At 36.9% G+C, this 24,716-nt stretch carries 21 protein-coding genes; all 21 read right to left on the reverse strand.

Translation table 11 applies throughout. The features are described from left to right. Positions 1–810: 810 nt before the first annotated feature. Positions 811–1,119 (reverse strand): S41 family peptidase, encoded by a 309-nt coding sequence (locus DVW83_RS03025; protein WP_137238994.1) that lies wholly within the window; start codon positions 1,117–1,119, stop codon positions 811–813. A 210-nt stretch (positions 1,120–1,329) separates the two neighbouring features. Further along, complete coding sequence (locus tag DVW83_RS03030; RefSeq protein ID WP_137238996.1) at positions 1,330–2,556, reverse strand: glycoside hydrolase family 28 protein; 1,227 nt, start codon at positions 2,554–2,556, stop codon at positions 1,330–1,332. 135 nt (positions 2,557–2,691) lie between these two features. Beyond that, positions 2,692–4,290 (reverse strand): glycoside hydrolase family 43 protein, encoded by a 1,599-nt coding sequence (locus DVW83_RS03035; RefSeq protein ID WP_224784377.1) that lies wholly within the window; start codon positions 4,288–4,290, stop codon positions 2,692–2,694. After that, positions 4,287–5,216, reverse strand: a complete 930-nt coding sequence (locus DVW83_RS03040) for a glycoside hydrolase family 43 protein (protein ID WP_137238998.1) — start codon at positions 5,214–5,216, stop codon at positions 4,287–4,289. The genes DVW83_RS03035 and DVW83_RS03040 overlap by 4 nt, the downstream gene beginning before the upstream one ends. Continuing rightward, positions 5,206–6,000, reverse strand: coding sequence for a hypothetical protein (locus DVW83_RS03045; RefSeq protein WP_123862781.1), 795 nt, complete (start codon positions 5,998–6,000; stop codon positions 5,206–5,208). The genes DVW83_RS03040 and DVW83_RS03045 overlap by 11 nt, the downstream gene beginning before the upstream one ends. Positions 6,001–6,246: 246 nt before the next feature. Next, positions 6,247–7,377: a glycoside hydrolase family 88 protein gene (locus DVW83_RS03050; RefSeq protein ID WP_137239000.1), complete on the reverse strand. Its 1,131-nt coding sequence runs from the start codon at positions 7,375–7,377 to the stop codon at positions 6,247–6,249. Next, positions 7,377–9,176 (reverse strand): DUF2264 domain-containing protein, encoded by a 1,800-nt coding sequence (locus DVW83_RS03055; protein WP_137239002.1) that lies wholly within the window; start codon positions 9,174–9,176, stop codon positions 7,377–7,379. Before DVW83_RS03055 ends, DVW83_RS03050 begins: the two co-directional genes overlap by 1 nt. After that, positions 9,163–9,573 carry a PTS sugar transporter subunit IIA gene (locus tag DVW83_RS03060; protein WP_137239004.1) on the reverse strand — a complete coding sequence of 137 codons (411 nt, stop codon included), beginning with the start codon at positions 9,571–9,573 and terminating at the stop codon, positions 9,163–9,165. Before DVW83_RS03060 ends, DVW83_RS03055 begins: the two co-directional genes overlap by 14 nt. A 383-nt stretch (positions 9,574–9,956) precedes the next feature. Next, positions 9,957–10,799 carry a PTS system mannose/fructose/sorbose family transporter subunit IID gene (locus tag DVW83_RS03065; protein ID WP_137239006.1) on the reverse strand — a complete coding sequence of 281 codons (843 nt, stop codon included), beginning with the start codon at positions 10,797–10,799 and terminating at the stop codon, positions 9,957–9,959. Next, on the reverse strand, positions 10,792–11,652 hold the full coding sequence (locus DVW83_RS03070) for a PTS mannose/fructose/sorbose/N-acetylgalactosamine transporter subunit IIC (RefSeq protein ID WP_123862776.1): 861 nt from the start codon (positions 11,650–11,652) through the stop codon (positions 10,792–10,794). The genes DVW83_RS03065 and DVW83_RS03070 overlap by 8 nt, the downstream gene beginning before the upstream one ends. A 6-nt stretch (positions 11,653–11,658) precedes the next feature. Continuing rightward, complete coding sequence (locus tag DVW83_RS03075) at positions 11,659–12,150, reverse strand: PTS system mannose/fructose/N-acetylgalactosamine-transporter subunit IIB (protein ID WP_123862775.1); 492 nt, start codon at positions 12,148–12,150, stop codon at positions 11,659–11,661. Positions 12,151–12,222: 72 nt separating this feature from the next. After that, on the reverse strand, positions 12,223–13,035 hold the full coding sequence (locus DVW83_RS03080) for an HAD family hydrolase (protein WP_123862774.1): 813 nt from the start codon (positions 13,033–13,035) through the stop codon (positions 12,223–12,225). Positions 13,036–13,283: 248 nt separating this feature from the next. After that, the gene (locus tag DVW83_RS03085) at positions 13,284–16,034 is read right to left on the reverse strand and encodes a sigma 54-interacting transcriptional regulator (protein ID WP_137239008.1); all 2,751 of its coding nucleotides are present in this window, start codon (positions 16,032–16,034) and stop codon (positions 13,284–13,286) included. Between the two features lie 522 nt (positions 16,035–16,556). Next, entirely contained in the window at positions 16,557–18,731 is a 2,175-nt protein-coding gene (locus DVW83_RS03090; RefSeq protein WP_137239010.1) for an alpha-galactosidase, read from the reverse strand. 3 nt (positions 18,732–18,734) lie between these two features. Beyond that, positions 18,735–19,085, reverse strand: coding sequence for an alpha-galactosidase (locus DVW83_RS16060; RefSeq protein WP_137239012.1), 351 nt, complete (start codon positions 19,083–19,085; stop codon positions 18,735–18,737). Then, on the reverse strand, positions 19,086–20,381 hold the full coding sequence (locus DVW83_RS15905; RefSeq protein ID WP_161569444.1) for an alpha-galactosidase: 1,296 nt from the start codon (positions 20,379–20,381) through the stop codon (positions 19,086–19,088). It abuts the gene before it with no gap. Positions 20,382–20,556: 175 nt separating this feature from the next. Further along, complete coding sequence (locus DVW83_RS03105) at positions 20,557–20,766, reverse strand: hypothetical protein (protein WP_123862769.1); 210 nt, start codon at positions 20,764–20,766, stop codon at positions 20,557–20,559. A gap of 431 nt (positions 20,767–21,197) precedes the next feature. Continuing rightward, positions 21,198–23,363, reverse strand: a complete 2,166-nt coding sequence (locus DVW83_RS03110) for a hypothetical protein (RefSeq protein WP_137239016.1) — start codon at positions 23,361–23,363, stop codon at positions 21,198–21,200. A 234-nt stretch (positions 23,364–23,597) separates the two neighbouring features. Beyond that, positions 23,598–23,750 (reverse strand): hypothetical protein, encoded by a 153-nt coding sequence (locus tag DVW83_RS15045; RefSeq protein WP_161569445.1) that lies wholly within the window; start codon positions 23,748–23,750, stop codon positions 23,598–23,600. A 27-nt stretch (positions 23,751–23,777) separates the two neighbouring features. Beyond that, a complete protein-coding gene (locus DVW83_RS03115) occupies positions 23,778–24,113 on the reverse strand; it encodes a hypothetical protein (RefSeq protein ID WP_137239018.1) in 336 nt (111 codons plus the stop codon). Between the two features lie 36 nt (positions 24,114–24,149). Further along, positions 24,150–24,653 (reverse strand): hypothetical protein, encoded by a 504-nt coding sequence (locus DVW83_RS03120; RefSeq protein WP_137239020.1) that lies wholly within the window; start codon positions 24,651–24,653, stop codon positions 24,150–24,152. Positions 24,654–24,716: the final 63 nt, after the last annotated feature.

Below are 24,716 nucleotides of genomic sequence, written 5' to 3' on the forward strand. Positions count from 1 at the left end.
AACAACAGATTCTATAAAAATTCTTTATACCAACCATTATCAGATTTTATCAATCTTATGTCGGTTATTTGTTACTATTAATTAATGGTTCGGTACTAATGAATCCAATAAAATAAATTCTTCAAAGGGGAAAAAATGCCGTTTATTGTTTATTTTTTTGTTTTGTTATTGACTCTTTATATTCCTTTACCTACTCTCTTATTGCTTATCCATCGTCTATCTTACCAACACGACACGATCACTATGCTATCTAAAGGATTTTTGCTGTTATTTGTTTTCTTGGATTATAAATTTAGTTTCTACTGTATCCATAACTGTCGCGTTAAAAAAAGATACTATTGGTACCTTACATTTGCTAATCTTTTCGAATTCTTCGTTCATCTTTATTTGCTATTCACTTACCGTACTGTCTATTTAAGTCTCATCTGTCTTATTCAATTTCTTTTACTTGTGTGTATGCTCTTTTTTCCTCTGTCAAAAAAATTCAGAAATACATTATTTACTTAAAAACCATAACGAATGGTTCGAGAAAGTAATGAGAGTGACAACTTTTTCGGACCATCCTATTTTTAACGGTTCTTAAATAAAAAAATAGTCTTTCAACTTCTACCATTTTTTGCTCTATTTACTTATTAGTGGAGAGCGTAAATTTAGAAAACCATTCTTTTGCTGTATCAAGTGGCGCATCTGTTTGTATATCTGATGAAATCGGTGAATCGATTTTGTGAACAATTTTATCATTTGTCTGGATCACTTCTGTAGGCAACCCTAGATAATAATTTCCATATAGTTTGTAGCCTTCTCTACCGCTTACATACCCACCAGTATCTCGGCAGAACTACCCGTTATGTTACTTTCCATCACTGCAACCGGTACATTCAATTTAGGATAATTTTTAATCTGATAAGAATAGTTTCCTGTTTTTATCTCTGTATCAGATAAGTTTAAAGTGACTGAATAATGTTTCCCCTTAAAAGTGAGTAAGTTTCCATTGGGTAAAAACTGCGAAACACTTGCAAGTAACACGTTTGAATCTCCACCGTTATTGCTTGTTAAGTCAATGATGACTCCCTTAATTGCATATCTGTTAAAGCAACGAGTATTTCTATTCGGCAACAAGGTGGTTCGGGTATGCTAGGCTTTTATCGTGTTTCACCCCAAGAAACCGTTACAGAAACCGATTCTTCAGGCACCCCATATTAAAATCACAGATCCGATCTTGACGTTTGTAGCGAAAAGGTCGGATCTTATTTTGGGATTATTCGAGATGTATGAAAAATATGCAGCTAACAATAGACTGTGAATCCAGCGAACATTGGCATAGCTTGCTTACTTTTCTGCAATCAAATTTGTTGAAGTGACTTTACCAGTCAGTTCAATCTTACTCATCCCTTCTTGTATGATCGTCACAGGTTTAATAAAATCGACATTTTCTAACTTCAACGTAATACTTGCATCAATAATCAAAAATGGTTCATTCATCTCACTGTCAATAATGACATCTTTTAAATGTAATGTTCCTTTCTCACTATTTCCTTTGAACAATGAAGTATGTCTAATTCCTGTAATCTTTACTTTTTCCAAGGTAAAATCATTTAGTGGCACATCGTTTTGCAATAATTGCTCTTTTCCGTTGTCATAAGTAATCAACTTATCTGCATTATCTATCACGCAATCGATCAGCTTTATTCCCTTGCTGTTTTCTTTAGTAGGATCTGAGTCTAGGGCGTAATACTTAAAGATTGCATGTGTGTAATACGTATTCTCAGAAAGATGAGGAAAGTGTCCAGGACCTTGGAAAGTGCAATCTTTAAAGACGATCTTGCTTCCTCCAATACGCGCGCCATTACATGCTGTATTCAAGAAGCAATGTTCAACCAGTAAATCATTGACATCATATCCTGCAAAACAATCATCCCCTGTCTCTAAGTGGCAATCGGATACTCGAATTTTTTTCGAATGATGAAAATTAAAGCCGTCATGTCCAGCTTTAATAGCTAAATTTTTGATCGTGACATTTTCGCAACCATCCAACGTATGGCTCCAATTTGCACTATTTTCAAAAATATAGCCTTCTAATGTCAAATTTTTAATTTGAGACATGATGATCCCCATTGGACCACGAAATTTTTCTTCTCCATTTGGATCAAAAGTATCTTGTCCATTGATGATCGATCCTGGTTCGCCAATGATCTTGATGTTTTCCTCTTCAAAAGCGGTGATCATTGCATAAAAATAATACTCTGGTAGGTTCCATTTTTTTACATATTTGTCATCGTACAAATACTTTATGGTTGTTGGCACATTGAAATTTTCGTACTCTTTATAATTTTTGCTTCCTAATAGGATAGCACCAGACTCAAGTTTCAACGTAATGTTCGAATATAACCGAATAGAGCTGATCAAGTAGGTCCCCGTCGTAATTACGATTACTCCACCGCCTGCTTTACTACAAACATCGATACACTTTTGGATACCTAGCGTTTGGTCTTTAGGATCATTGGCTTTTACTCCATAATCCGATACCAAAAAGATATTGTTTTCTTTTCTGTCCATCGTACACTCCTTTTTTGTCTATCATTGTTATATACAGGATTTGAGCAAGAACTTTGCTGGGGCTTCAGCAAAAATCGTATTTCATTCTGCAAGACATGACAGCCAAGCTATATAAAATAGCCTTAACCTATCACTCTATTCATGGATCTCCTGATAATCAAAATAGTCGAAATCAGCAAAACTACTGTGATCATCCATATCTTGTGTACACACTCCTACCATTGCACCAGTAAAGGCTAACTTTCCATTTGCTTTGATGTAATCATCACTCAAATGATCTGCAGCTGTTTCTTCACCTATTACTTTTAATTCGTTATCTCCCACTGCATAGAAAAATCGTGCTTTTTCTCGTTCTACTTCGACTTTTAGTTTAACTGGCTGGTTGGCTTCAATAACCATTCGTTCCGATGCATAGGTCATACTATTTACTTGGTTGATTTCCAATTGAATATACTTTTCCTTCGTGCTTTCATCATAAGCAAGGTGTAAATAGTGCCAATTGTCTGTATCATAGAATAAAACTAAACCGGCCATTTGCTGAAAAGTCTTCGGATTGAATTCTAGTACAGTTTCTGCTCGGAATGAAAAATGCTGCCAACGTCGAGCAACTAATGTTTGTTTATGCAGACTGCTGAGACTTTGTTCTCCATATAACCGCAGCCAACCAGGTCGATCTGTCAATGAAATCATTGGGTGTCCTTTAATTGGTTGTCGTAAGCTTTTAAAATAGTTAGGCAGTATAGTTTCATCAAAATCAGTATACGTAGAAAAATCTTTTTTCTGTTTTATGCCTGCCGCAATACTTGGCATTTCTACTTCTAAGTCTGGAAACATCGTTCCATTGCACAGACGAGGCCAGCCATCGATCCATTCAATTTTTTGTAACGCTGTTTCACGACCTAACGTACAATTGCCACGTTCAGTCAATGGTCGAGCGCAAATATGAACGACATACCATTCGTCTTCTGAAACGTGAATAAATGACGCGTGACCACTTTTCTGCAAAGGATTCGTTGGGTCTGGTTTCGTTGTGATAAATGGGTGGTATGGCGATAATTCATAAGGCCCCATCACATATCTTGAACGGCAGACCGTAGCCGCATGGGAATACCCTGTTCCACCAGCTGCGCATAAAAGATAATACCAACCATCTTTTTTTAGGAGTTGTGGTCCCTCACATACACCAAGATCGGTTCCATAAAAGAAATGTTTTCGTTCCCCCACTAACTTCATTTGATTGATGTCATATTCTTGGATCACTAACCCATCAAATCGTGGTTTTTCTAACCGATGATCAAAAAGCATGCTCATGATATAGTGTTTGCCGTCCTCATCATGGAAGAACGCTGGATCAAACCCACTAGCTGTAACAAAAATCGGCTTACTCCACTTTCCTCTGATATCATCAGCAGACATCACGTAATTAAGTGTATCTTTAAATTCAGTCCCTGTCTTTACGTCTGTAATCAATAACCAGAACTTGCCATTGGCATAACTGATATGGGGCGCCCAGATACTCCCAGAATTATAATTGCCAATAAGATCAGCAGCATCAGATGTTTGTAGCGGACAAGCCATCCACTCCCAATTTACTAAATCACGGGAATGGTAGATCTCTACTCCAGGCATCCATTCAAATGTTGAAGTTGCCAGGTAATAGTCTTTTCCTACCTGTACGACTGTTGCGTCAGGATGAAAGCCACGCAAAATCGGATTCATTACTTTTGTCATCATCTATTCCCTCCAAAAGGTTCATCTGTCCAAATCACTCGTAAGTCTCGTTTTTTTTCGCCAAAAATTTCAATGGGTAGAATACTATAACCAGACTCTTTTAAATCATCTGGCTTCCAATGATCTAGCATCAGATAGAACTTATTTTCAAATTCAAAAATATAATTGATTTGAGCATGAAAAGTTTTACGATATCCAGATCCTTCACAAGGATTATCGATCAATTTGTGCGGAGAAAAAAGATGGGTTGATCGAGAATACAGTGCAGCGTTTGGTTCCCATCCAGTTGTTCCTGAGGTTAACATAAAATAATAGCCGTTTTGACTAAAAATCGCTGGGGCTTCTCTTTCTTGGTCTTCCATTATTTTTGTATAGAGTCCCGTACAATCTAAATAGTCTTCCGTTAATTGAGAAATATACATTGTTTTATTCAAATCGGAACTATGGATCAAATAAATATCCTCGCTATCTTTGAATAATGTCATATCTCGAGAATCTTTTCGATTAGGTTTGATTATCTTTTCTAATAAAAATGGTCCTAGTGGCGAATCAGACGTGGCAATACCACAAGCGGCATAAAGATAATCATCATAATCATAGTGAAACCACATCACAAACTTATGAGTGTTCTTGTTATAAACAACTTTCGGTCTCTCAACGATTTTATCTTTAAATAGTAGATCTGTTGGATTAGTACTTGCTTTTAAAACTAAGCCCTGATATTGCCAGTCCTGTAGATTATCTGAAGAATAGCAAGATATACCAATAAAATCGACCTTTCGACCTCCTATAGAAGATGAGACATTAGGACCTTCCTTATTCTCACCATACCAATAAAATCTATCTTGATAGTTTAGGATCATTCCTCCATGCGCTTGGATTCTTTCTCCGTCTTGGGTATACCACATTTCTCCATTCTTATTGTTCATCTGACCCATAAACCTCCAATTCAGTTAACGCCGGAAATGGTGCTTCATCTTCGTGTTTCACTAAATTTTTCAATGTGATAGAGGTTGTCTTTTTCTGCGGAAACGTGAAGTATTGTCGATCCAATTTATTCGTTGTATGAAGGATTCGTTCTTCACCATCAGAAAATACCATAGTTATTTGGGTCCAATAACTGTCGTGAGGGTAATCTCCCCGTAAAACGAGCGCAACTTTATTTGTCCATATCTCTCGTCCAAAGTCGACAGTGATCTCAGCATCTGCTTGTTGGTTGATTCCCCAAGATTGATATGGAAAAGAGCCATGACTTTCATTTGCTATCATCCCATCGATCGCATTACGAGCAAAAAATGTCGAGTCGTTTCGTGTCTCAACATTGGCATACGCATGAGGATAAGCCCCACTATCATCCTTTTGGTCATGAGCATTGAGTGCTAAATTACGGTAAGCACGTACTTCATATTCTTGAGGTTGCCATACACGAATGTAATGTCGCTCTCCACTGAAGATTTTAGGCGAATAGGCTCGACGTAATTCAGGATCTGTTATAACAGGGAATTCCCAACGCTTTTCTTTTAAATAAATCAAACTTGGTGCCAATGCTTCGTCTACTTGGACCCATAAATATTGAGGAACTGTTGTCGTTTCTAAAACAATCTTTTCTCCTGGTTCATAGTTTCTCGATTTATAAACCAAATACGTTTCTTCTGCATGCTGACGGCTATCCACAAGCGCGCCATGTGCATCGTATAAACTCAATGTCAGCATCGTGATTCCTCCCACTTTTTATTGTTCGATTTTAGAAAAAATACCTTAAATAGAAGAGGTTCAAAAAACAAGAGAAAATTTATAAAGACTTCTTTAATTTTTTGAGGATCTCGACTAATTCTTCTAACAGGTTGGTTCTATACTTTAGAGAAGGTTGAAGCAAAAGCATCTAACTGGCTTCTGCTATCACCATTTATTCGTGAATGCGGGAAAAAAGTCAGGATCTATCCCACGTTTTTCTCATGATTACCAGATCAAAAAGTCTTTGTCTAATAAACGTAATATTGCTTCGACAAAATAATAGTCTGCATAGATGATTGGGACTTCGGTCCATTTTTCTTCATGGTAAGAACCTGTTGAATAATCGATCAAGCCATCTTTGTCTTCATCCCAGATTGCATATTTTTCTTCTGTTGCTTTTAAGATATTGACTGCAGCATCGATATATAACTGCTTTTCATATTCTCCTACATGTTTGGCAATCTCTAAGAATCCACATACTGCACACATCCCTGCAGAAGTATCCCACATTACTGGCTCTTTAGGTGCTCTAAAATCAACTAGAGGGACCCAACCTGTTTTTGATACTTCAGAAATAAAATAATGGGCTACTTTTTTGGCTGTTTCTAAATATTCTTGTTTTCCTGTGTGGACGTAACTTAAAGCAAAACCATAGATTGCCCAAGATTGTCCTCGTGACCAAGATGATCCTGAAGCGTATCCTTGCCCTCCTGGTGTTTCGACTAATTCTCCTGTATAAGGATCAAAAACGCCGATATGGTTAACCGATCCATCTGCACGAACAATATTATTCATCACTTTGTCTGCATGATCTTCGGCAACAAAGCCAAATCGAGGATCACCAATCGTATCTTTTGCCCAGTGTAGCAATGGGATATTCAACATCGAATCGACAATGACCCATCCAGAACGGTCTCTATTCCATGAACGGATAAATTTCCCCCGAGGATTATAGCGCCCAGCTAACAAATGTGCAGCATGTAGACCACGTGCTTTAGAGCGTTCACTTCCTGTTAAGCGAAAATTTGCCACTGCAGTGTGCAACCACATGAAACCAACATCATGATGCAAACCAGTATAGATATCAAATGCTTCATCTAGTCGCTCTTCATTCGATTCGGTAGTTGTTTTGTAGATTTCTTTTTCAGTTGCATGGTACATCTGCCACATCATGCCAGACCAAAAACCATTACACCACCAGACCGGATCTGTTTTGGCCCAGTCTTCGTATAATCCCGTCTCTTCATTGGGAATATAAGGAATCTTATCCCCTAATCGTTCTGCTTCGATTGTCAGTTTATGATCGATTTTGTTGAAAACTTCTTCAGCCCATTGTTGTGTTTTTTCGTTGAACATTAAAATCTCTCCTTAGTAATTTTTACTCGTTCAATTGAATCATTTTGCTGTATTTTGTAATGATCTGCGGTTTCACTGATACTGTAATTTTTTTCCTCTAGTGCTTCGGACAAACTGCCACTAACATACGTTGCAAAAATATGCTCTCCTTCGGGTAAGATATTGGTTTTCAATACAGGAATCGCATTTTTTTCACTGGAATAAATATTACTATTTGGTCCTTGTGCTACGACAGCGCCTTCACGATTGCCAAACAGCTCCTGTATCCTTGAGTAACCTTCGTGATTTGTCAATAAAACCGTATCTCTTGTAAATACAGGTGTTTGATATTTTCTATTCCAATCATGTAAAGGAAATCCACCTTCAACTGCGATGACTGGTAACTGATTATTGATTCGATGGATGCGGATATGGCCGTTATCTTCTATGAGAATGAGATATGTGATGATTTTTATCTGTCCCCACAACTGCCAACAACTGACACCATACATTTCATACATTTTTGTTTTTTCAATCACTCCGCGCGTCTGCCACTGATTCGTTCCAGGAATAGAAAATGCTAAAGTAGAATCTATGGCAAAATTATCTAGTTCTTGTACATCTCGAGTGATATTGAATCCAAATGAAGAAGAATAAGCAAACTTACTATATTTTTCACGACTATGATAAAGCAACTCGTTCGTGCCAAACTGACGAGAACTCAATGCAACGATTTCCTTAGACGAAGTTTGAATATGGAATCCGGCATGGTTCTGAACACTTATCTTTTGTCGATTCGGCATGTCTTCTTCGCTACTCTGCCAAAAGGCGGCATCTTCGGATAATTCTAAAACGATAAAAGCTTTGAATGCCCACATTGGTGAACCTGGAGCATTATAATCTTCAGACATCAACAAATTATTATAACCATAACCAATCGTTAAGTTGTGTTCTTTGGGTGCTGTGATCGGTTGCTTCTTCCAAAAACGCAAGTTCCGCAGAATCAATCCCTTGATCTCACCTAAAGATAGATTCGTTTCTTTCCAAGTATCTGTAACAACCATCGCTGACCAAAAACTTACATGGGCAAAACGATAAGTCAAACTACGACCATAAGGGATCGACCGTCCAGCAGAATCAAACCAATACAAAAAATCGTTGGAAAAAGTGATTGCCCGTTGTTGGAACTTCTGAGCTGTTGCGGTTTCACCAAAACGGCTATACAGTAAACCATAAAAATGAAAGGCAAAAGAGATATAATAATCTCGTTGTTGATTCTTACCATCCGAGTACCAACCATCACCCAAATAGAATCCTTCTATCCCATCTAGAGCAAAAGCCAACCGTTGTTTTGAATACGTCAAACCAGCTTTTTTTAAACCAGCATTCACCAACACTAAGAAAAAATACCAATTTCCAGCTGGAAACTCTATCTGATTGATTTGATTCAACCATTGGACAAAGTACGTTTGCTCTTCCATAGAAAGCAAATCTAAGAACTCTGTACCGAATGTTCCAACTGCATAACCGATTACACCCAGCTCTACAGCGATCTGTCGATTTTCTGTCGTTATATTCGGCAAAGTGCGTTCATGGATCATTTTTAGTAGTTCTTGGAATTCCTTTTCTTGTAACAATCCAGAAAAATTGTTGCTATACGCTGGAACCAATCCCCATAATGGACGTAGCAATGATTCCAAATAACGAATATTTTCTGGATAAGAGCCTCCACTTTGCGCTAAGTAACCGTTACTCTGGGGCAATAGATCCATCATCCAATGAGATAGTTCTTCTTTTGCACTTGATTTAGAAAAAATCATCACAATCTTCCCCCATCATCGGCTGGACTTTTAGCATTTTTATTCCTTCGCGAACGCTTGCAATGATTGCTTCAATCGCTTCCTTGTCTGTCGTTTGCGTCACGATGATCTCCATAGCTAAAGGCAGATTAGTGCCACTAACTAGAACAACGTTTGGACGAGTCGTTAATACTAAGGCAGAGTTGCAAACTGAACCACCTGCAATATCTCCTAAAATGACAACTTCCATATCCTCTGTAATCTGTTCTTCGATTTTTGCCACAATATTATCTGGATGATCCCCTGGCATCAAGCCATATGCGGTTAGATTCTCTTGTTTACCAACAATCATCTCAACTGCTTTTTTTAATCCGTATGCAAATTCATTATGAGAAATTAAAAAATATGCTTTTTTCATTTTAGACCTCTTTCTTACATTCGTTTCATATTTATATAAGCAATATTTGTGCCAAGATGTGTCGGATGTATGATAAATATTTTTTGTAGAAGTCGCTGACCTAAATGAGCCATTGCTTCGACACAAATTTTTCACCTGACTTTTTATTCATTTGTCTCTTTCTTCGTTTATAGAAAAAAGCGTGCAAAAGACACTTGACATACAAATTGATTGGGTACTCTCCACTCTGTGCTAAAACAATAAACTAATGCTAGATATCCAAGGGAAAAAGAGCTTTCTTCAAAATGAGAGTTATTTTTTTGAAGAAGCTATTTATATAGCACCGTTTAAACAAAAAAAGAGTATGACAACGATTTGCCACACTCTTCTTTCACCTCTTACTATTAGCCTGCTATGCCTAAAACAGTCATTATAACTGCCACTAAGAACATGACAACCAATGCAGTTACAGGTTTGTTGTGTTTTCGTAAGTAAGCAAAACAAATCATCGTAATTGCTAATGGCAACAATCCTGGCATAATGGAATCGAACACATTTTGTAAATTGAATGTTGTTCCTGATAGTTTCGCTTCAAAGGTCGTTTTGAAGGTAACAAATTGTGCTGTCATCACACCTGTCATAATCAACCCTAGTACAGCTGCCCCTTTTGTAATCGCTGAGAAAGTGCCAGATTTTAGTGCATCAGAGATGAACTGACCACCTGCTTTATATCCGATAACAGTTGTAAACCAACGGATCAACATGTTAGGAATATTAACAATCAATAAGAACAAAATAGGTCCTAAAATGCTGCCTTTTTCACTTAAGCCTAATGCAACCCCTGTAGCGATAACACGTAATACAGAAAGATAAATCGCATCACCAATACCTGCCAACGGTCCCATTAACGCTGTTTTCAACGCAGAAATGGATGTTGGATCAAAGAATTGACCTTTATCTTTCATAACTTTGTTATCTTCTTCCATCGAAACATTCAATGCACCGATGAAACCATTCATTGCTGGTGCTGTATTGAAGAAGTCTAGATGACGTCCCATAGCAACATAAAAATCATCTGTATCTTTACCATATATTTTTTGTAAAAAAGGAGCCATCAACCAACCATAAGTGATCCCTTGCTGTTTGGTATAACTTGTACAAAACATCAAATATTGATTACGCCAAAACATTTTTGATACTAATTTTCGTTCATCTTTAGATAATTTAAACATCTCATTTTTAGTCATTGAAGAAATCCTCCTCATCTTCATCATCCGTACTAGCAACGGCACTCGTTGATTTTGCCTTTACTTGTTTGTTACTCTTCAATTCAGCCATTACCACTAAAGCAGCAATGATAAAACCGATAAAAGCAATTTGGACCAAACTCAAGATATTTGAAGGAGCAGAAGTAATCACTCCTTTGCTGACCTCAGTAGCTTTTTGATAGAAGAAGAACGCGCCTAATGCAAATCCTAAAAAATAATAAGGTGCTAATGATTTTTGCCATAACATTTTTAGCAGTAAAGCTAAACCAATTGCGGGTAACATCGTTGACGCAACAGTCATCGAAGATTGCACCCATGCAGGTAACCATTCAACAAACGCTTTGACAGCATCTGCACCAACCAAAATAACAATGAAACCAAGTAAGAAGTATGCTAGTTCAAAACCCCAGAATTGCATGTGCCATAAACGGGAAAATTTGCGATAATTTTTATCTTTGATATGTTTTTCAAATCGTGGAACCAATGAAGTAATGACCATTTTCATGAAAGAGTACAATAATGTACCTAACATAGAAATAGGCACTGCCAACGTAATCGCCACAGTTAAATCAGAATTCGTCAACATGGCAAAAGCTGCACCAAAAATGGAACCTAAAGTGATGTCAGAAGGCATTACGCCACCTAAACTAACATTCCCTAAGAAAATAAGTTCTAACTGTGCCCCAATGATGATTCCTTCCGTTGGATGACCTAGTAAAAAACCTAATAAAGCTACAATAAAGATTGGCCGTGCTAACTGAGTCGAACCCCACCAGTCAAGAAATTTTGCAACTGCAACAACTAAACCTACGATCAATGCTTGTACAATCATTTTTTATTATCCCCCGATCAATTGTTTTAGTGATTGTGGAGTATCATCTGGTAATGGTTGATATTTGAAGTCATAACCCATATCAAAGATTCTTTCTACTACTGCTTTATCTTCAGGTGATAAATAAACTGTTTCAGTAATCTTTTCTTTATCAGATAAAGCTCCGCCAATTCGTCCATAGTTCGCCATATTCAAAAATAGTGCTTTTTGATTCAATAACGGTAATAATTTTTCAACATTTGCAGGATCATTCGTAACTACTAAGATCTTCATACCTTCTGAACGAGGATCGTTAATGATACTAGCCGCTTTCTCTATTCCTAACACAACTACCTTTACACCTGTAGGGGCTGCCATTTTTAATGCACTTACTTGGATTTCATTTTGAGCAATACTATCACTTACTACCACGATCCGGCTAACGCTTAATTGTTTTGACCATTTAACAGCAACTTGCCCATGTACTAAACGGTCATCGATACGTACCATTGAAATCATTTGATGATTCCTCCTTTAAAATATTAATCACTTTTACATTAGCAACAAGTGTGCCAACTTGTGTCGAAAGCGCTATCTTTTTTGTAATTTTTGTAAAATAGTGGCTACACCGTCTTCATCATTGGTGTTGGTTTGCAGATCAGCAACCGCTTTTACGTGTGCTTTTGCATTTCCCATCGCTACGCCTATACCACTCACAGTTAACATTTCAATGTCATTTTCTTGGTCACCAATAGCAACGGTTTTTTCTAAAGGAATCATGAGTTGTTTGCATAGATATTCTAAACTAGCACCTTTATTGATCCCATGTGGAACGATTTCAATATAATGTGTATCAGAAAAAACAGTTGAGATTCCTTGGTCGACCAAAATTTTTTGTAAGTTTTTGAGTTTTTCGACACTCGTGTCAGTAAAAGCAACTTTCAGATATTCTGTCGTACTATCTTGAATCGCACGCAACATGTCATCTTCTGTAAGATTTCGTAAATCTGGACGCTCCGTCATAAATTCTTGCACGACTTCTTTTTCTGTATCGAACAGTACACGATCACTGCCAAATTCGTTACTTGCAATAAAAGTGATACCTTGTTCCACTGCCAGTTTCAACGCTTCTTCCAAAATAGCATTATCCAAGACTGACTTTCTTAAAATCTTTAGTTCGCCTTGGTGAATCTTTGCGATGAATGTTCCATTCAAAGCCAGCACATAAGCAGGAATCCCTAATTCCGCAACGATTTCCTTAACCGAAACGACAGATCTGCCAGTTGCAATAACGACAGTTACTTTTTCAGATGCTAACTGTCTCACTATTTCTTGATTATTAGGTGATATTTGATGGGCACTGTTCAATAACGTCCCATCCAAATCAATTGCGACTAAATCCATTTTTCCACCTCCCCATAATTACATAAGCAATTATCGTGCCACATTGTGTCTGTTTACACAATATCTGCTGAAGATACAAAAAAGATGAGATAAAAGTAAACTTCGTTTTTATCTCACCTTCTCATTTTGATTATTCGATAGCTGTATTCTTTGAGCGAACAAGCTAAATCTTTCCCCAAATCCTGAATGGCTCTTTTTGCAAATCATGGCTTAAAATCCAAGGTTCACGGACATCCTGTTTCTTATCGTCAAATATCAAAGATGATATCATAAAGATAATTCAACTCATAGTCACTGATTTTGATAGCATAAGCATTCTCCAGTGTTTCTAAAGAATCGGCGATGATTTTTAACGTTTGGTTCCTTCCAGTATCAGGTGTTCCCTTATATTCTACTACTTCATGATTACGGATCAATCGCTCTACTAAACTCGCTATATGAACGTAAAGAATGGCTTTTTTACTGTTAATCAACTCTAATTTCAATCTACGTTCGATTTCATTGATCGACTCTTCAATGTAAGTGATGACCCGTTTGACGTCTAAAATCGTGATTGCTGATAATAGTCGTTCGATCGATAAGTTTCGGATCAGATTATTATTGATTATTTTACGGATTTCTTCATCTTCAATACCTCTAAAGAGATTGTCGACAGATTTATCGCCTTGTCCAGTAATCAAATCTTCTAAAGAAACAAAAATGACCTCAGCGATTTCAGGATCTGCTGTGCCAATGATGCCTTGAACTTCATACTGCTTGAACAATGAATTGTCTTTACCGTATTTTTTTAAGTAATGATAGTCGACCGCCTCGACCGAATACCCTAACTCTTTGGGTAAACTACTGTCCATGAATTCTTTTAATTGTTGCGCAGCTCCAAGCCCTGTATGACAGACTGTGATGATCAACGGTTTCTTTCTTATTTTTGGATAAATCACTCGATAATCTGTATGCATACTGTCGCATAGCTTCTCACCGATGATTTCTAGATCCGTTTCTTTTTTGATCATTTCTGCCACAAATAACGCTTGTTGCGTAGTCACGTTATTGATCATCAACAATGGCCCCGTCAGTTCATCTTTCAATTTATCTGTTAAAATCATCAATGATCCCATATCCGCTAGTACAACTAATCCCTTACTGCAATCATTTGTTTTAACGTAGTGATGCATATAGTCTTCTACTTTATCAAGGTTGACATTGAATGGCATATCAAATGAATCAAAAAGATGCTCTTCCATGAAATGATTCACCACATCGGCGATACTACTTGCAGTTGAAAAACCATGCGCCAAGATGACACTGCGAATTTCTGGTTTACGGATTTTCAAATCCAACCCCTTCAAATAGAAGACCAATAAAACTTTTTCCGATTCATTGATCGATACATCTAATTTAGATTCTACTAATTCCAATAAAGCATTTAAAATTTTTTTCTCTGTTGGTAAATGCACGCTGACAAAATCGTGGATTTTTACCAAGCTGCTATGATCAAGTGTGATCAGATCCGCTGAAAAATTATTTCGTTTATAAAGGTAGCTTGTTAATGCAACAATAAAATTGCCGGAAATATTCACAAAATAATTGGATTCTAAAAAGTTCACTAGTTCTTTGATACTATTTTTCAGTAATTTAAGGGTATGCCCCTCTTCTGAAGCATCATAAACGATTGTTTCGATCACCGTACTAGCTTCTCGGGAGAGCTGTTTTACGACGTACTCATCCTCCACCTTTTGTTCTCCGTATTGCTGAAAGATTCCTTCAAATACTTTAAAAATACTGCGGATCATCCGGCTATCTTCGTTCTCTGTTCGCATGTAATCGTTTACTTGGATTTCTGGTGTGATCACCACATCTTTGGTCTCTGTGTTATCGATTTCTTTTAATGACAGGAATTTAGACAATAAACTATTTTCTAATGCACTTGAATTGATCTCGATGTAGTCCTTATGCACTTGTTTACTGTACGCACTCGCACTAATGATCTTAATCAGATTTTTCAATTCGCCCACGTTATCCCGATAATTCAAGGATATCAAGCGGTTCATAATCCAGGGAGAAATGACAAGTTTTTTATTTAGTTTTGAACTTTCACGAATAAAAAAAGTATAGATATATTCAGATATTTCTTGGCTCGTCCGTTCTTGTAGGGAAGGAACATTGATCGTTACTGGCACCCTTCTAGTAAACGTTCTCAAAAAACTTTTGGAGATATCTTCCGTCGTGGCAAAAATCAAGCGGACTTTCGACTCGCGAGATCTATTATTCTCACCAATACGAGAAAAATGGTTCGTATCCATAAAAGTAAACAGTTTTTCCTGACTTTCAGGGGACAACCGATGACATTCATCTAAAAACAAAAATCCACCATTACTGGCTTCAAGTAGACCGATATAATCTTCATTGGCACCCGTGAATGCCCCTTTTTTGTAGCCAAATAAAATACTACTTAACAACTCTTGATTATGATAATACTGTGCACAGTTCAATTCTAAGAAAGGTGCATGTTCGCCAATGATGCCTTGTTCGACACAATATTCATAAGATTTTTCCGCCAGCATGCTTTTGCCTACCCCTGTTTCTCCATGAAACATCATCGGAAGACCTGTGCCTGGATAATAGACAGAAGCTTTGATTTGATCAATCGCCATACGTAGACTAGACTTAGCGCCGATTAGATCCTGGAACGCCGATGCTTCACTTTCTAAAGTAGTTTGCTGGCCATCTTGGATCAACTGTTCAAGATTTTCGTACATCTGTTTTGAAGGAATAAAAAATTTTTCAGAAAACATTGCTCGCTCAAAAAAAATCGCAGGTCTTGTTTTGACCTTGATCGCGATATTGCTTTTCACTAATTCGTTTAGATATTGACTCGTTGTATTCCTACGGATGGACACGGCATCAGAAATAGCTTCTGTAGTTAATGATTCAGATAAACTGATTTTTTCTAGATCCTGTGTATTCTTTCGCAGTTCACTTTGTACTTGATCTTTTGACATCTGATTACCCCTCCTATTTACGACATTCGACAGAATGATCGATAGCTCTCAATATGTTCGACACTATTGTAGCACTATTCACTTGTCAAAAGTAGTGTGTTTTTTCACAATGCTCAGATAAACAAGAAAATCCGCTTTGTTTCCTCTTCTTTTTTATTTGAATAAAGAACTATCCGTATGGACACCATTTCTTTTTAAATAAAAAAGCATATACAGCAGCCTCTTTTCTTAGAGTACTCTGCATATGCTTTTTTTATGTGAAACCACTAAATTAGTTAAGCCAGTTTGCTCTATTGCTTACAACCGGATCTCTACCAAGAACTCTCCGCTACTTTCAGAATGTGTCGGGATTCATCGGACACATCAGAAGTAAGGGGATTTTTGTCCATATTCTAAACATGAATAAGCGGGAGTAGAACTACTCTTGCGAAAAAAAGCGGAGATCCACAATGATTTGAAAAGTAATTGCCGTGAATCGCTTCTTATTTTTCGGAGTGAAACACTTCTGTTCAAGCTTCCATCTTATCTATCTGAAACTTGTGTGAAACACCAACGAGTGGCAAAATAATCGTGCGTCGGAACAGGTAGACTTAGTCCAATGTTCATTAATTCTCTACCTGAAATCATTTTTCCATCGTCAGCTGACAAATAGTATCGATCTGGTTGCACCCCACTGAGTTTTAGCCTTTTAGGAACTGTATTTCCATGTGCTTGAACAAACACATGACTAACGATCACCTGATCATTTTTTTGCTGTAACCAAGCATATTCATTCCTGTTATCATAGACTTGCAGTTGTCGAAACTCTCCAAATTGCATCGTTTCTCGAATGGTCTTGTATTCTGTGATCTGCTGCTGAATGTCTGCTTTTTCTTTTTCTGATAGTTCTAACAAATTGAACTCATAGCCAAAATTTCCTTGCTGTGCCACAATTCCGCGAGTTTTCAAAGTCGTGATCCGACCTACTTGATGATTGGGAACTGCCGATACATGACAACTCATAGATGCTTGAGGATAAATCAATGCGGCACCTTTTTGAATCTCTAAACGTTCGATAGCATCCGTGTCATCGGAAGTCCATATTTGTGGGCTATAGGCTAACATCCCCGGATCAAAACGTCCCCCGCCACCAGCGCAACTTTCCAATAGAACATCAGGAAAGCGTTTAGTGATCTCGTCAAGTACGCGATACAGTCCTAAAATATAGCGATGAGCTAACTCTTTTTGTTGTTCCCTTTCCAAAGAAGAGCTTCCAGAGTCAGTGATATTTCGATTCATATCCCACTTGATATAAGAAATATTGTTTTCTGTCAAAAGATTAGTCAATGTAGCAATTAGATAATCTTGGACTTCTTTACGGGATAGATCCAGCACATATTGGTGGCGCACTTGTTGCGGTTCTTGATTTGTCACTCGAATGATCCAATCAGGATGTTTTTGATATAGCCGACTATTGGGTGAAACCATTTCTGGCTTGATCCATAAACCGAATGCCATCCCGATTTGATTGATTGTTGCAATCAATTGTTCCAACGTTCCTCCTAACTTTTCTACATTTGGTTGCCAATCACCTAATGAAGAAGTATCGTCATTTCGTTGACCAAACCAACCGTCGTCTAACACAAACAGCTCCATTCCAAGTTTTTTTCCTTCTGCCGCTAAGGCTAAAATCGTCTCTTTATCAAAGTCGAAATACGTAGCTTCCCAATTATTCATCAATATCGGACGTGTCTTTTTTGCAAAATTTTTGGGAATCAAACACTCTGTGTAAAATTTATGATAACGAGCGGATAACTGATTCAATCCTTGTTGCGCTTCGACCATCACAACTTCTGGTGTATGAAAGATTTCTTTAGCATCTAGCTTCCAAGAGAATTCAAAAGGATTTATCCCAATTTGCAAACGAGTATTTTGATGCATGTCGACATCTGCTAATGCCAAAAAATTGCCACTGTAGACTAGATTCATACTATATATTGTGCCATGGTTTTCATCGACTTCTTGATCTAATAACGCGATGAAAGGATTTTGACCATGCCCACTAGCTCCACGTTTACTATCTACTCCTTGAAATCCTTGAACCAACCTTCGTCTATTTTGATGGGCTTCTCGTCCCCATGCACCACCTAAAGTCAATAAATCATACTTATCTGAAAGAAAATCTAAACTTCCGCTCATACAACGATCAATAGTAATTGGTGTGCTGCCTAAATTTTCGATTTGGATGTTTTGTGTGAAAACATCATGTTGTGGAAATACACTGATCAATAAAGAAACTCTAAGTTTATTTTCTTGGTCCACCAGTCGTATCGTCAACATCTCAGCAGTTTCATGCTGACAGGAAGGCAGTCCAGGAATCAACTGTTTCTCACTGATTCGATGATCTAAGTAGCGTAGATTAGTGATTCTAGTTCCATCCGCTAAAATCAGTTGAACTGCTGGTGTCCGCATATCAGGATTCCCATATGCAGGATAGGCAAGGGGGATCTGCTCCAATTTAAAATCTTTTATACAATCCGTATCAGCCATATAACTTGCACGTTTGATCTCTTTTACTACATAACTTAAATCTACCGTTCCCACTTTCTCACCATAATAGTAAGTTGCCAAATGACCGCTTGGTAAAACACCCAAAGACAATTGAGAATTTTCCGAGATCAAGTCAAATTGTTGTGTTTTTTTTTGAAAATGGATCATTTTTTACTCTCCCACCTTTTTTAAATAAAATGCAGCACCTTGAAAATCATCTGTAAAGCAACAGCGAAATCCTTTCTCCGACTGATCCAAGGAAGAAAGGTCTGTTCGTCTCATCATCGAAGATTCTAAACGATGGCCGCCAAATGAACAGTTTTCAATAATCAAATCTGGTAATTCTCTCTGGATCTTGTCTATAAATCGCTGTGTCCCTTTTAATTGTTTTCGGTTTTCTTCACCCAGCGATTCTTCTCCATCAAAACCAATACCAAAATTATCATTGTAATCGATTTTCAGATAGCCAACTTCACTTTCTTTCAAAAAATCGATGACTCGTTCCGATAAATAGTTGATCACTTAAGGATCATTCATATTCCAAAAACGGCGATCGCCTGTAGTGATGACGACTCCTTCTTTTTTTAGTAGATGATCCACTAAGCTAAATGCAGTAGCATCTCGCCCGACTGTCTCGATTTCAAACCAAATACCAGGCACCATCCCCGCATCACGAATCTTATCGATCACAGGCTTCACTCCATTTGGGAATTGCTGAGGATTTGGAAGCCAGTCCCCCATATTCTTTTCCCAACCTTTGATTGTATCGGCGTACCATCCACAATCAATAATGTAGTAATCTAGATCATGTTGTTTGAGAATAGAAATAGCCTCTGTGATAGATTTTTCAGACGGCTTTCCCCAAGTCGTACAAAACTCATTGAACATGACCGCCAATGACTCTTCCGTTTCATGCTGATTGTTTGAAACTAAATCGGAAAAATACTTATTGAATTGATTGCCACATTTTTCTTCAGAACCGATACAAACAGTTAGAAAAGCCGAGGGTGCGCAATAAGATTCATCTGGCGCCACCGTCTTGGTCCAATCTCCATAATCATGATCTGCTAATCCTCCTGAGAAACATAGATCTTCATCTAGCCGATAAAATTCTCCTTGCCATGATCCTGGATGAGCCAATCGGATTCCCCAAGTGACATTCTCTTTGACATCGGTAATAGCGGCAGTTGGAAAATAATTTCTGACAGGCATGGAACCGATCTGACTAAATTTTTCTAATCCTACTCCCGATGGTTTCCATGACGGTTCCAACTGGTATTCTTCGATAGGGTTCTTTTCTTTGCGTCCTTCAAAACTCCATTTGCTTCGGTAACGTGTCATCAAAAGATTGCCTGCTTTATTCCGAGTGTTGAAAGGAGACAAATTAGACAATGAGAAACTACTGAACATTTCCAATGTTTGATTTCTACCTGACTCATTGATAAATCTCACAGAAGTTTCAAAAACATTTTTTTCTTTATCACCACTCAAGATATGTTCATAACAGTTATGATGGGCATCTCTCAATCGTGTGATGATCTCCACTCGATTCTCTTCAAACTCATAAACTTTTTGTGTCTCATAAACCAAGCCTTTAACAGTTTCACTATTGCGCATCGTACTTCCAGTGACAAACCCTTTTGGATAATCATCCTCACGTAGTTTGACTTGGATAATCGAATCTTCTTTTAGACGACTTGGCAGTTGAACAGCTTCTAATTTTGCTGTTGGAACAAGTATCCACTCACAACCCCCAACAGAATTTTTATAATAGATGATCGTTGTTTCAGCAAATTGGTACTTAGCGATTTCCTTCATAGCTGTTTTTCCTCCCAAAATACGTTTCATTCATTAAACAAGCAAAAACTGTACCAGTTTTTTGAAACCCACTCGTTAGTAGCTTTCTTTAGGAAACATCGCCACAATAGGAGAAGTTTTCGACAGATCGCACCATTTCTAAGAATGAATCAGAGAAGAAGAATATGGGACAAATCTAAATATCAGGTTTATTACAGACTCTCGAATAAACGTAAGCGTCAGATAGTAAGGCGCTTACAATATATTTATCCGTTCCATTGTAAATATACGCTTCGGCTTGACCTAATTTGACCCGAGCAGCGAGTTTCGATTTCGCTGGAGGAGTTGGTGACATTGGTGGATTTCGATCCACGATTTGAATAGGGACAATCTCTTTTTTCTCCATCGAGCACCTCCTGTAGTTGTTACAGTAAGTTTAGCAGTCGCCGATAGAGAAAACGAGACGCCTTACTATAGGACGCTTACCTAAATTCTGAAATTTTAGATAAAAAAAGCATCAAAAATAAAAAAAATTTCTGATGCATCAAAATTATTTGATGTTACGTATGTAAACACATATTTTCTCCATTAAATAATTTTCCTAATTATTAACAGAAGCCGTAGCATATTCACTTGCTTCATAAGATATGTCTTATTTAACAGAAAACATACGTTTTAATTACGAAAAAATAGTTCAGGATTAAGATTCTCGGTATGTAATAATTCAAATTTATTCTTCGTTCATTTTTTCTACTTCAACTCTCACAAAAACCCCTTCATTAATCGAGCCATGAAATTGGCTTCAATGTTTTAATGAAGGAGTCATCAATCATTTAGCTAATTGTTAGGTTCGAATCTTAATTGAAGTCTATATTCTGGACGAATAACCGTAGAGTAATCAGAATATGCTCCTACATCTCCATTGAGATTAAATTTTATGCTATCATTTTTTTTCGTCATTACACCTAGTTCTTGTGGAAAATTATTAGAATCATTCGGCGTGACGAGTGTAATTTTATGCCCATTTGTTAAGTTAGTCGAATGTAAGTTGAGTTCTGGAATCAATTCTGAGCTTGTTCCCCTTATCACGCTGTTAATGGATACTTTGATACCTCTTTCAGACAGATTAACAATTTCATATTCAGGCGATAATATACCGCTTTCTTTAGATATTTGCGCAAACAAAATTTTAGTCGGAACTTTTACTTTTATCCAACTGTTATCTTTGACTACACTGAAAGGCACCGTATAATCGTAAGTAACTGTTTTACCACTGGCTAAGGTTTCTGCTATACGAATAATCCCTTCAGTATCCTTCAGACTGCTTGTATCTGGATACTTCATAAATTTAACAACTTTAATATTCTGGTGACCGCTGGTGTTAATGTAACTTTGAACCGCTTTATCCATTTCTTCTTTTGTCGCTTGATGAATGACGCTTTGTTTCGTAATCTTTAATTTATTAAAGTTTAAAAGCTGGTACCCATTTTTTGTGATTTCGTAATAGGCTTCATTACCATTAAATTCTCTGTTTTCATTTACATATAGATGGTTTTTGTGCTCTGTTACCCACGAACGTACCACATCACCGTGAGAAACTTCTTGTGTCTGCCATTTTTTCAAAGCATCTTGTTTCTTTTCTTGTCCTTCTGCCTCAATCGACTGATCCCCTTTTTTATCACTTGTCATATGGATGTCGGTTGCAGACTTCAAGTTAAACCAATCGAAACTATAGTATTTTTCACCAGGAAAATAACTGTGAATCTCATAATTATCGTTGCTTTGTCCTTGCGAAATCGTAATTTTAGGTTTACTTCCCTGATGTAAAGAGAAGACTGCGGTTGTTCGATCACCCCCTACATACCCTAAACCGCCATAGGCGATACTGTTCCCCCATAAAATCTGTACAGGAACATCTACTTCTGTGGTATTTGTAGGTGTCGCTTTTAGTGTTACACGGACTTTAGCAGTTTTTTCACCAAGATAATCTGTAGCATACTCCCCAATCAATTCAACTGTATACTTGTCTTTTGTGAGCACTTCGTCTCCTAATTTGACGTTTTTAACAAAGTCTTCATAGGCGATCTCTTTGATATTTGTTCCTAAAACAACCGTTGACGCCGAAGCTTCCGCAGTGATTTTTCGATTATCTTCTGCATCGACTGTTATTCTGCCTAGAGTAGCATTTAAGTACTTAACATCTTCAATATTTTTAATAGGTTCTCCATCTGGACTACCCGTTGTGGCAGTAGTACCTAATCTAATATCACCTGTTAACGAAAAAGAACCGCTTGTATCTCCCGTGTCTATCGTTCTCTTGATAGTAACAGTAAATGATACCATTTGATTGTTTACACTCGGAGTCGTTACTTCCATTAATTCTATACCCTCGGGCATAGAATCTATCCACACATTAGTTAACGCATATTTATGAGGTTCACCACGAAAATCTCCGTACTGCATCCATCGATATCTAGAATCATGCTCCTCTGTATCACTTGCAATTAAAGAAATCCAATCATTTCCATTGCCATTCGATGTTGACGCAGCAGGAGCAATAACTGTAAATTTTTGAGTTGAACCAACAGTATTTCCCAGAGTTATTCGCTGACTAATTGACGGTTGCAGAGTTTTTACGATATAGGACTGTTCTCCATCTGAGTACAAAATCTGTCGAAGCTGTTCAGTTATTAACCGAGATTTCATGTTTTCTGATGCTTGCACAGTTATTTCTTTCGGGATTTCTATTAACTCTTGAGTGTTAGTAATGTTTTCTACAGATGATTCTGATGTTGATTCTGACGTTGATTCTTCTAATGATGGAAGTTTTTCTGAAAACTGTTCTGATGATGCTTTTTCTGGTGGCGAAGACTCTGATAAATTTACCGGTGATTCTTCAGATAGCCTCTGTTCCATTTTTTCTGCCAAGATAGCCGATGGAAAAGTGAAATTTTGGAATAACATCAGTATAGGTACTATTATTCTTAATTTTTTTGTCTTCAAATGATTCACACACCCCTTTTGTACCTGTCTACAATGGTAATAATTTAAAAATTTATTCTGTTAATATAATTCACCTTTTAATTAAGTTAGTGCATAAATTACTTTAAAATATTTTTATTGTCTAATCGTAAAAAAATGGTCAACACATCATTTTTTAGAAGCTAGAAAAAACGGATTGATTAATATGCTCAGCATTTTTTTAAATACTTTTACCCTCATAAATGCTGATATGTTTTATTGATTATCATTAGTTTCTTTGAAAAGCTCTCCATCAATAATCATTTCTGCTAATGAATCTGATGTATTTTCAACATCAAAAAATTGAACTACTATCGAACTTTCATACTTATCGTCAGACAGATGCCAATTTAGTTTACCTTCAGTCACTATTTCGCCCGGGTGAATTATATCTGATTAAAAAATGGGCTTAACTTGGTTCTCAATGTGCACTGTAACTTGCATCACATACTTGTTTTTCATTGAATTCATGAAATTCATAGAGCAAGAATCGTCGTTATCATCAAAAAAGATTTTTGAATCAATATTTAATTCTAAATAACTATCATCAGCCTGTTTTTGCAAATAGGTTTCTATCAATTCTGTTGAATCATTTTTTTCTGCATAATAGTCAGTTTGGATATTATTATTTTTTTCACTCAAAATATCAATTTTGTAACTGTACACACATATCCCAGTTAAAGCTAGTGCTAAGAGAATAGAAATAATACTTTTTGATGTAGAAATTGACAAATTGATTATCTCCCTTCACCAGATCACTCTAATTAATCATGAAATTTTGATTTCCCCGTCAAAAGTAATGATGTTAATTAATTTATCTTTGTCGTAAATAGAATAATAGATTTTCACTTTATGCGTCCCAATATCAGGAAGATTATACATTTTAACTTTCAACACATGATGATTTTTATGAATCAATCCCGATTCATAAATCACTTTATCTGTTTCATTCAACACATATTTAACTTGTATACTATAATTATTTGCTGCAGAGTTAACAATATCAACTGTTGCCAATTTTTCTGTAGAATCGATAGCAATTTCATGATTTAAAATTATCTTCAAATTGTTCTTATCAACTTCTACTTGCATTTGCTTCAACATATCTTTATTTGTTATTTTAGAAGCATTTTCCTCTAATTGTGGCAATCCAGAAATCACTTTTACTGGTCTCTGAAAATAGTTATATGCCAGCGCTCCTAAAAGAACCAATAGTAGAAACAAGATTATCATGATTATTTTGCGCCTTTTTTTTTCTTCTGCATATTCCATTATCACGACTCCTGACTAAATCAGCACGAAAATTCATTGAGAAAACCATGCTGATCAACTATA

It is taken from the genome of Enterococcus sp. VV15 (assembly GCF_005236045.1).
Taxonomy (GTDB): Bacteria; Bacillota; Bacilli; order Lactobacillales; family Enterococcaceae; genus Enterococcus_B; species Enterococcus_B durans.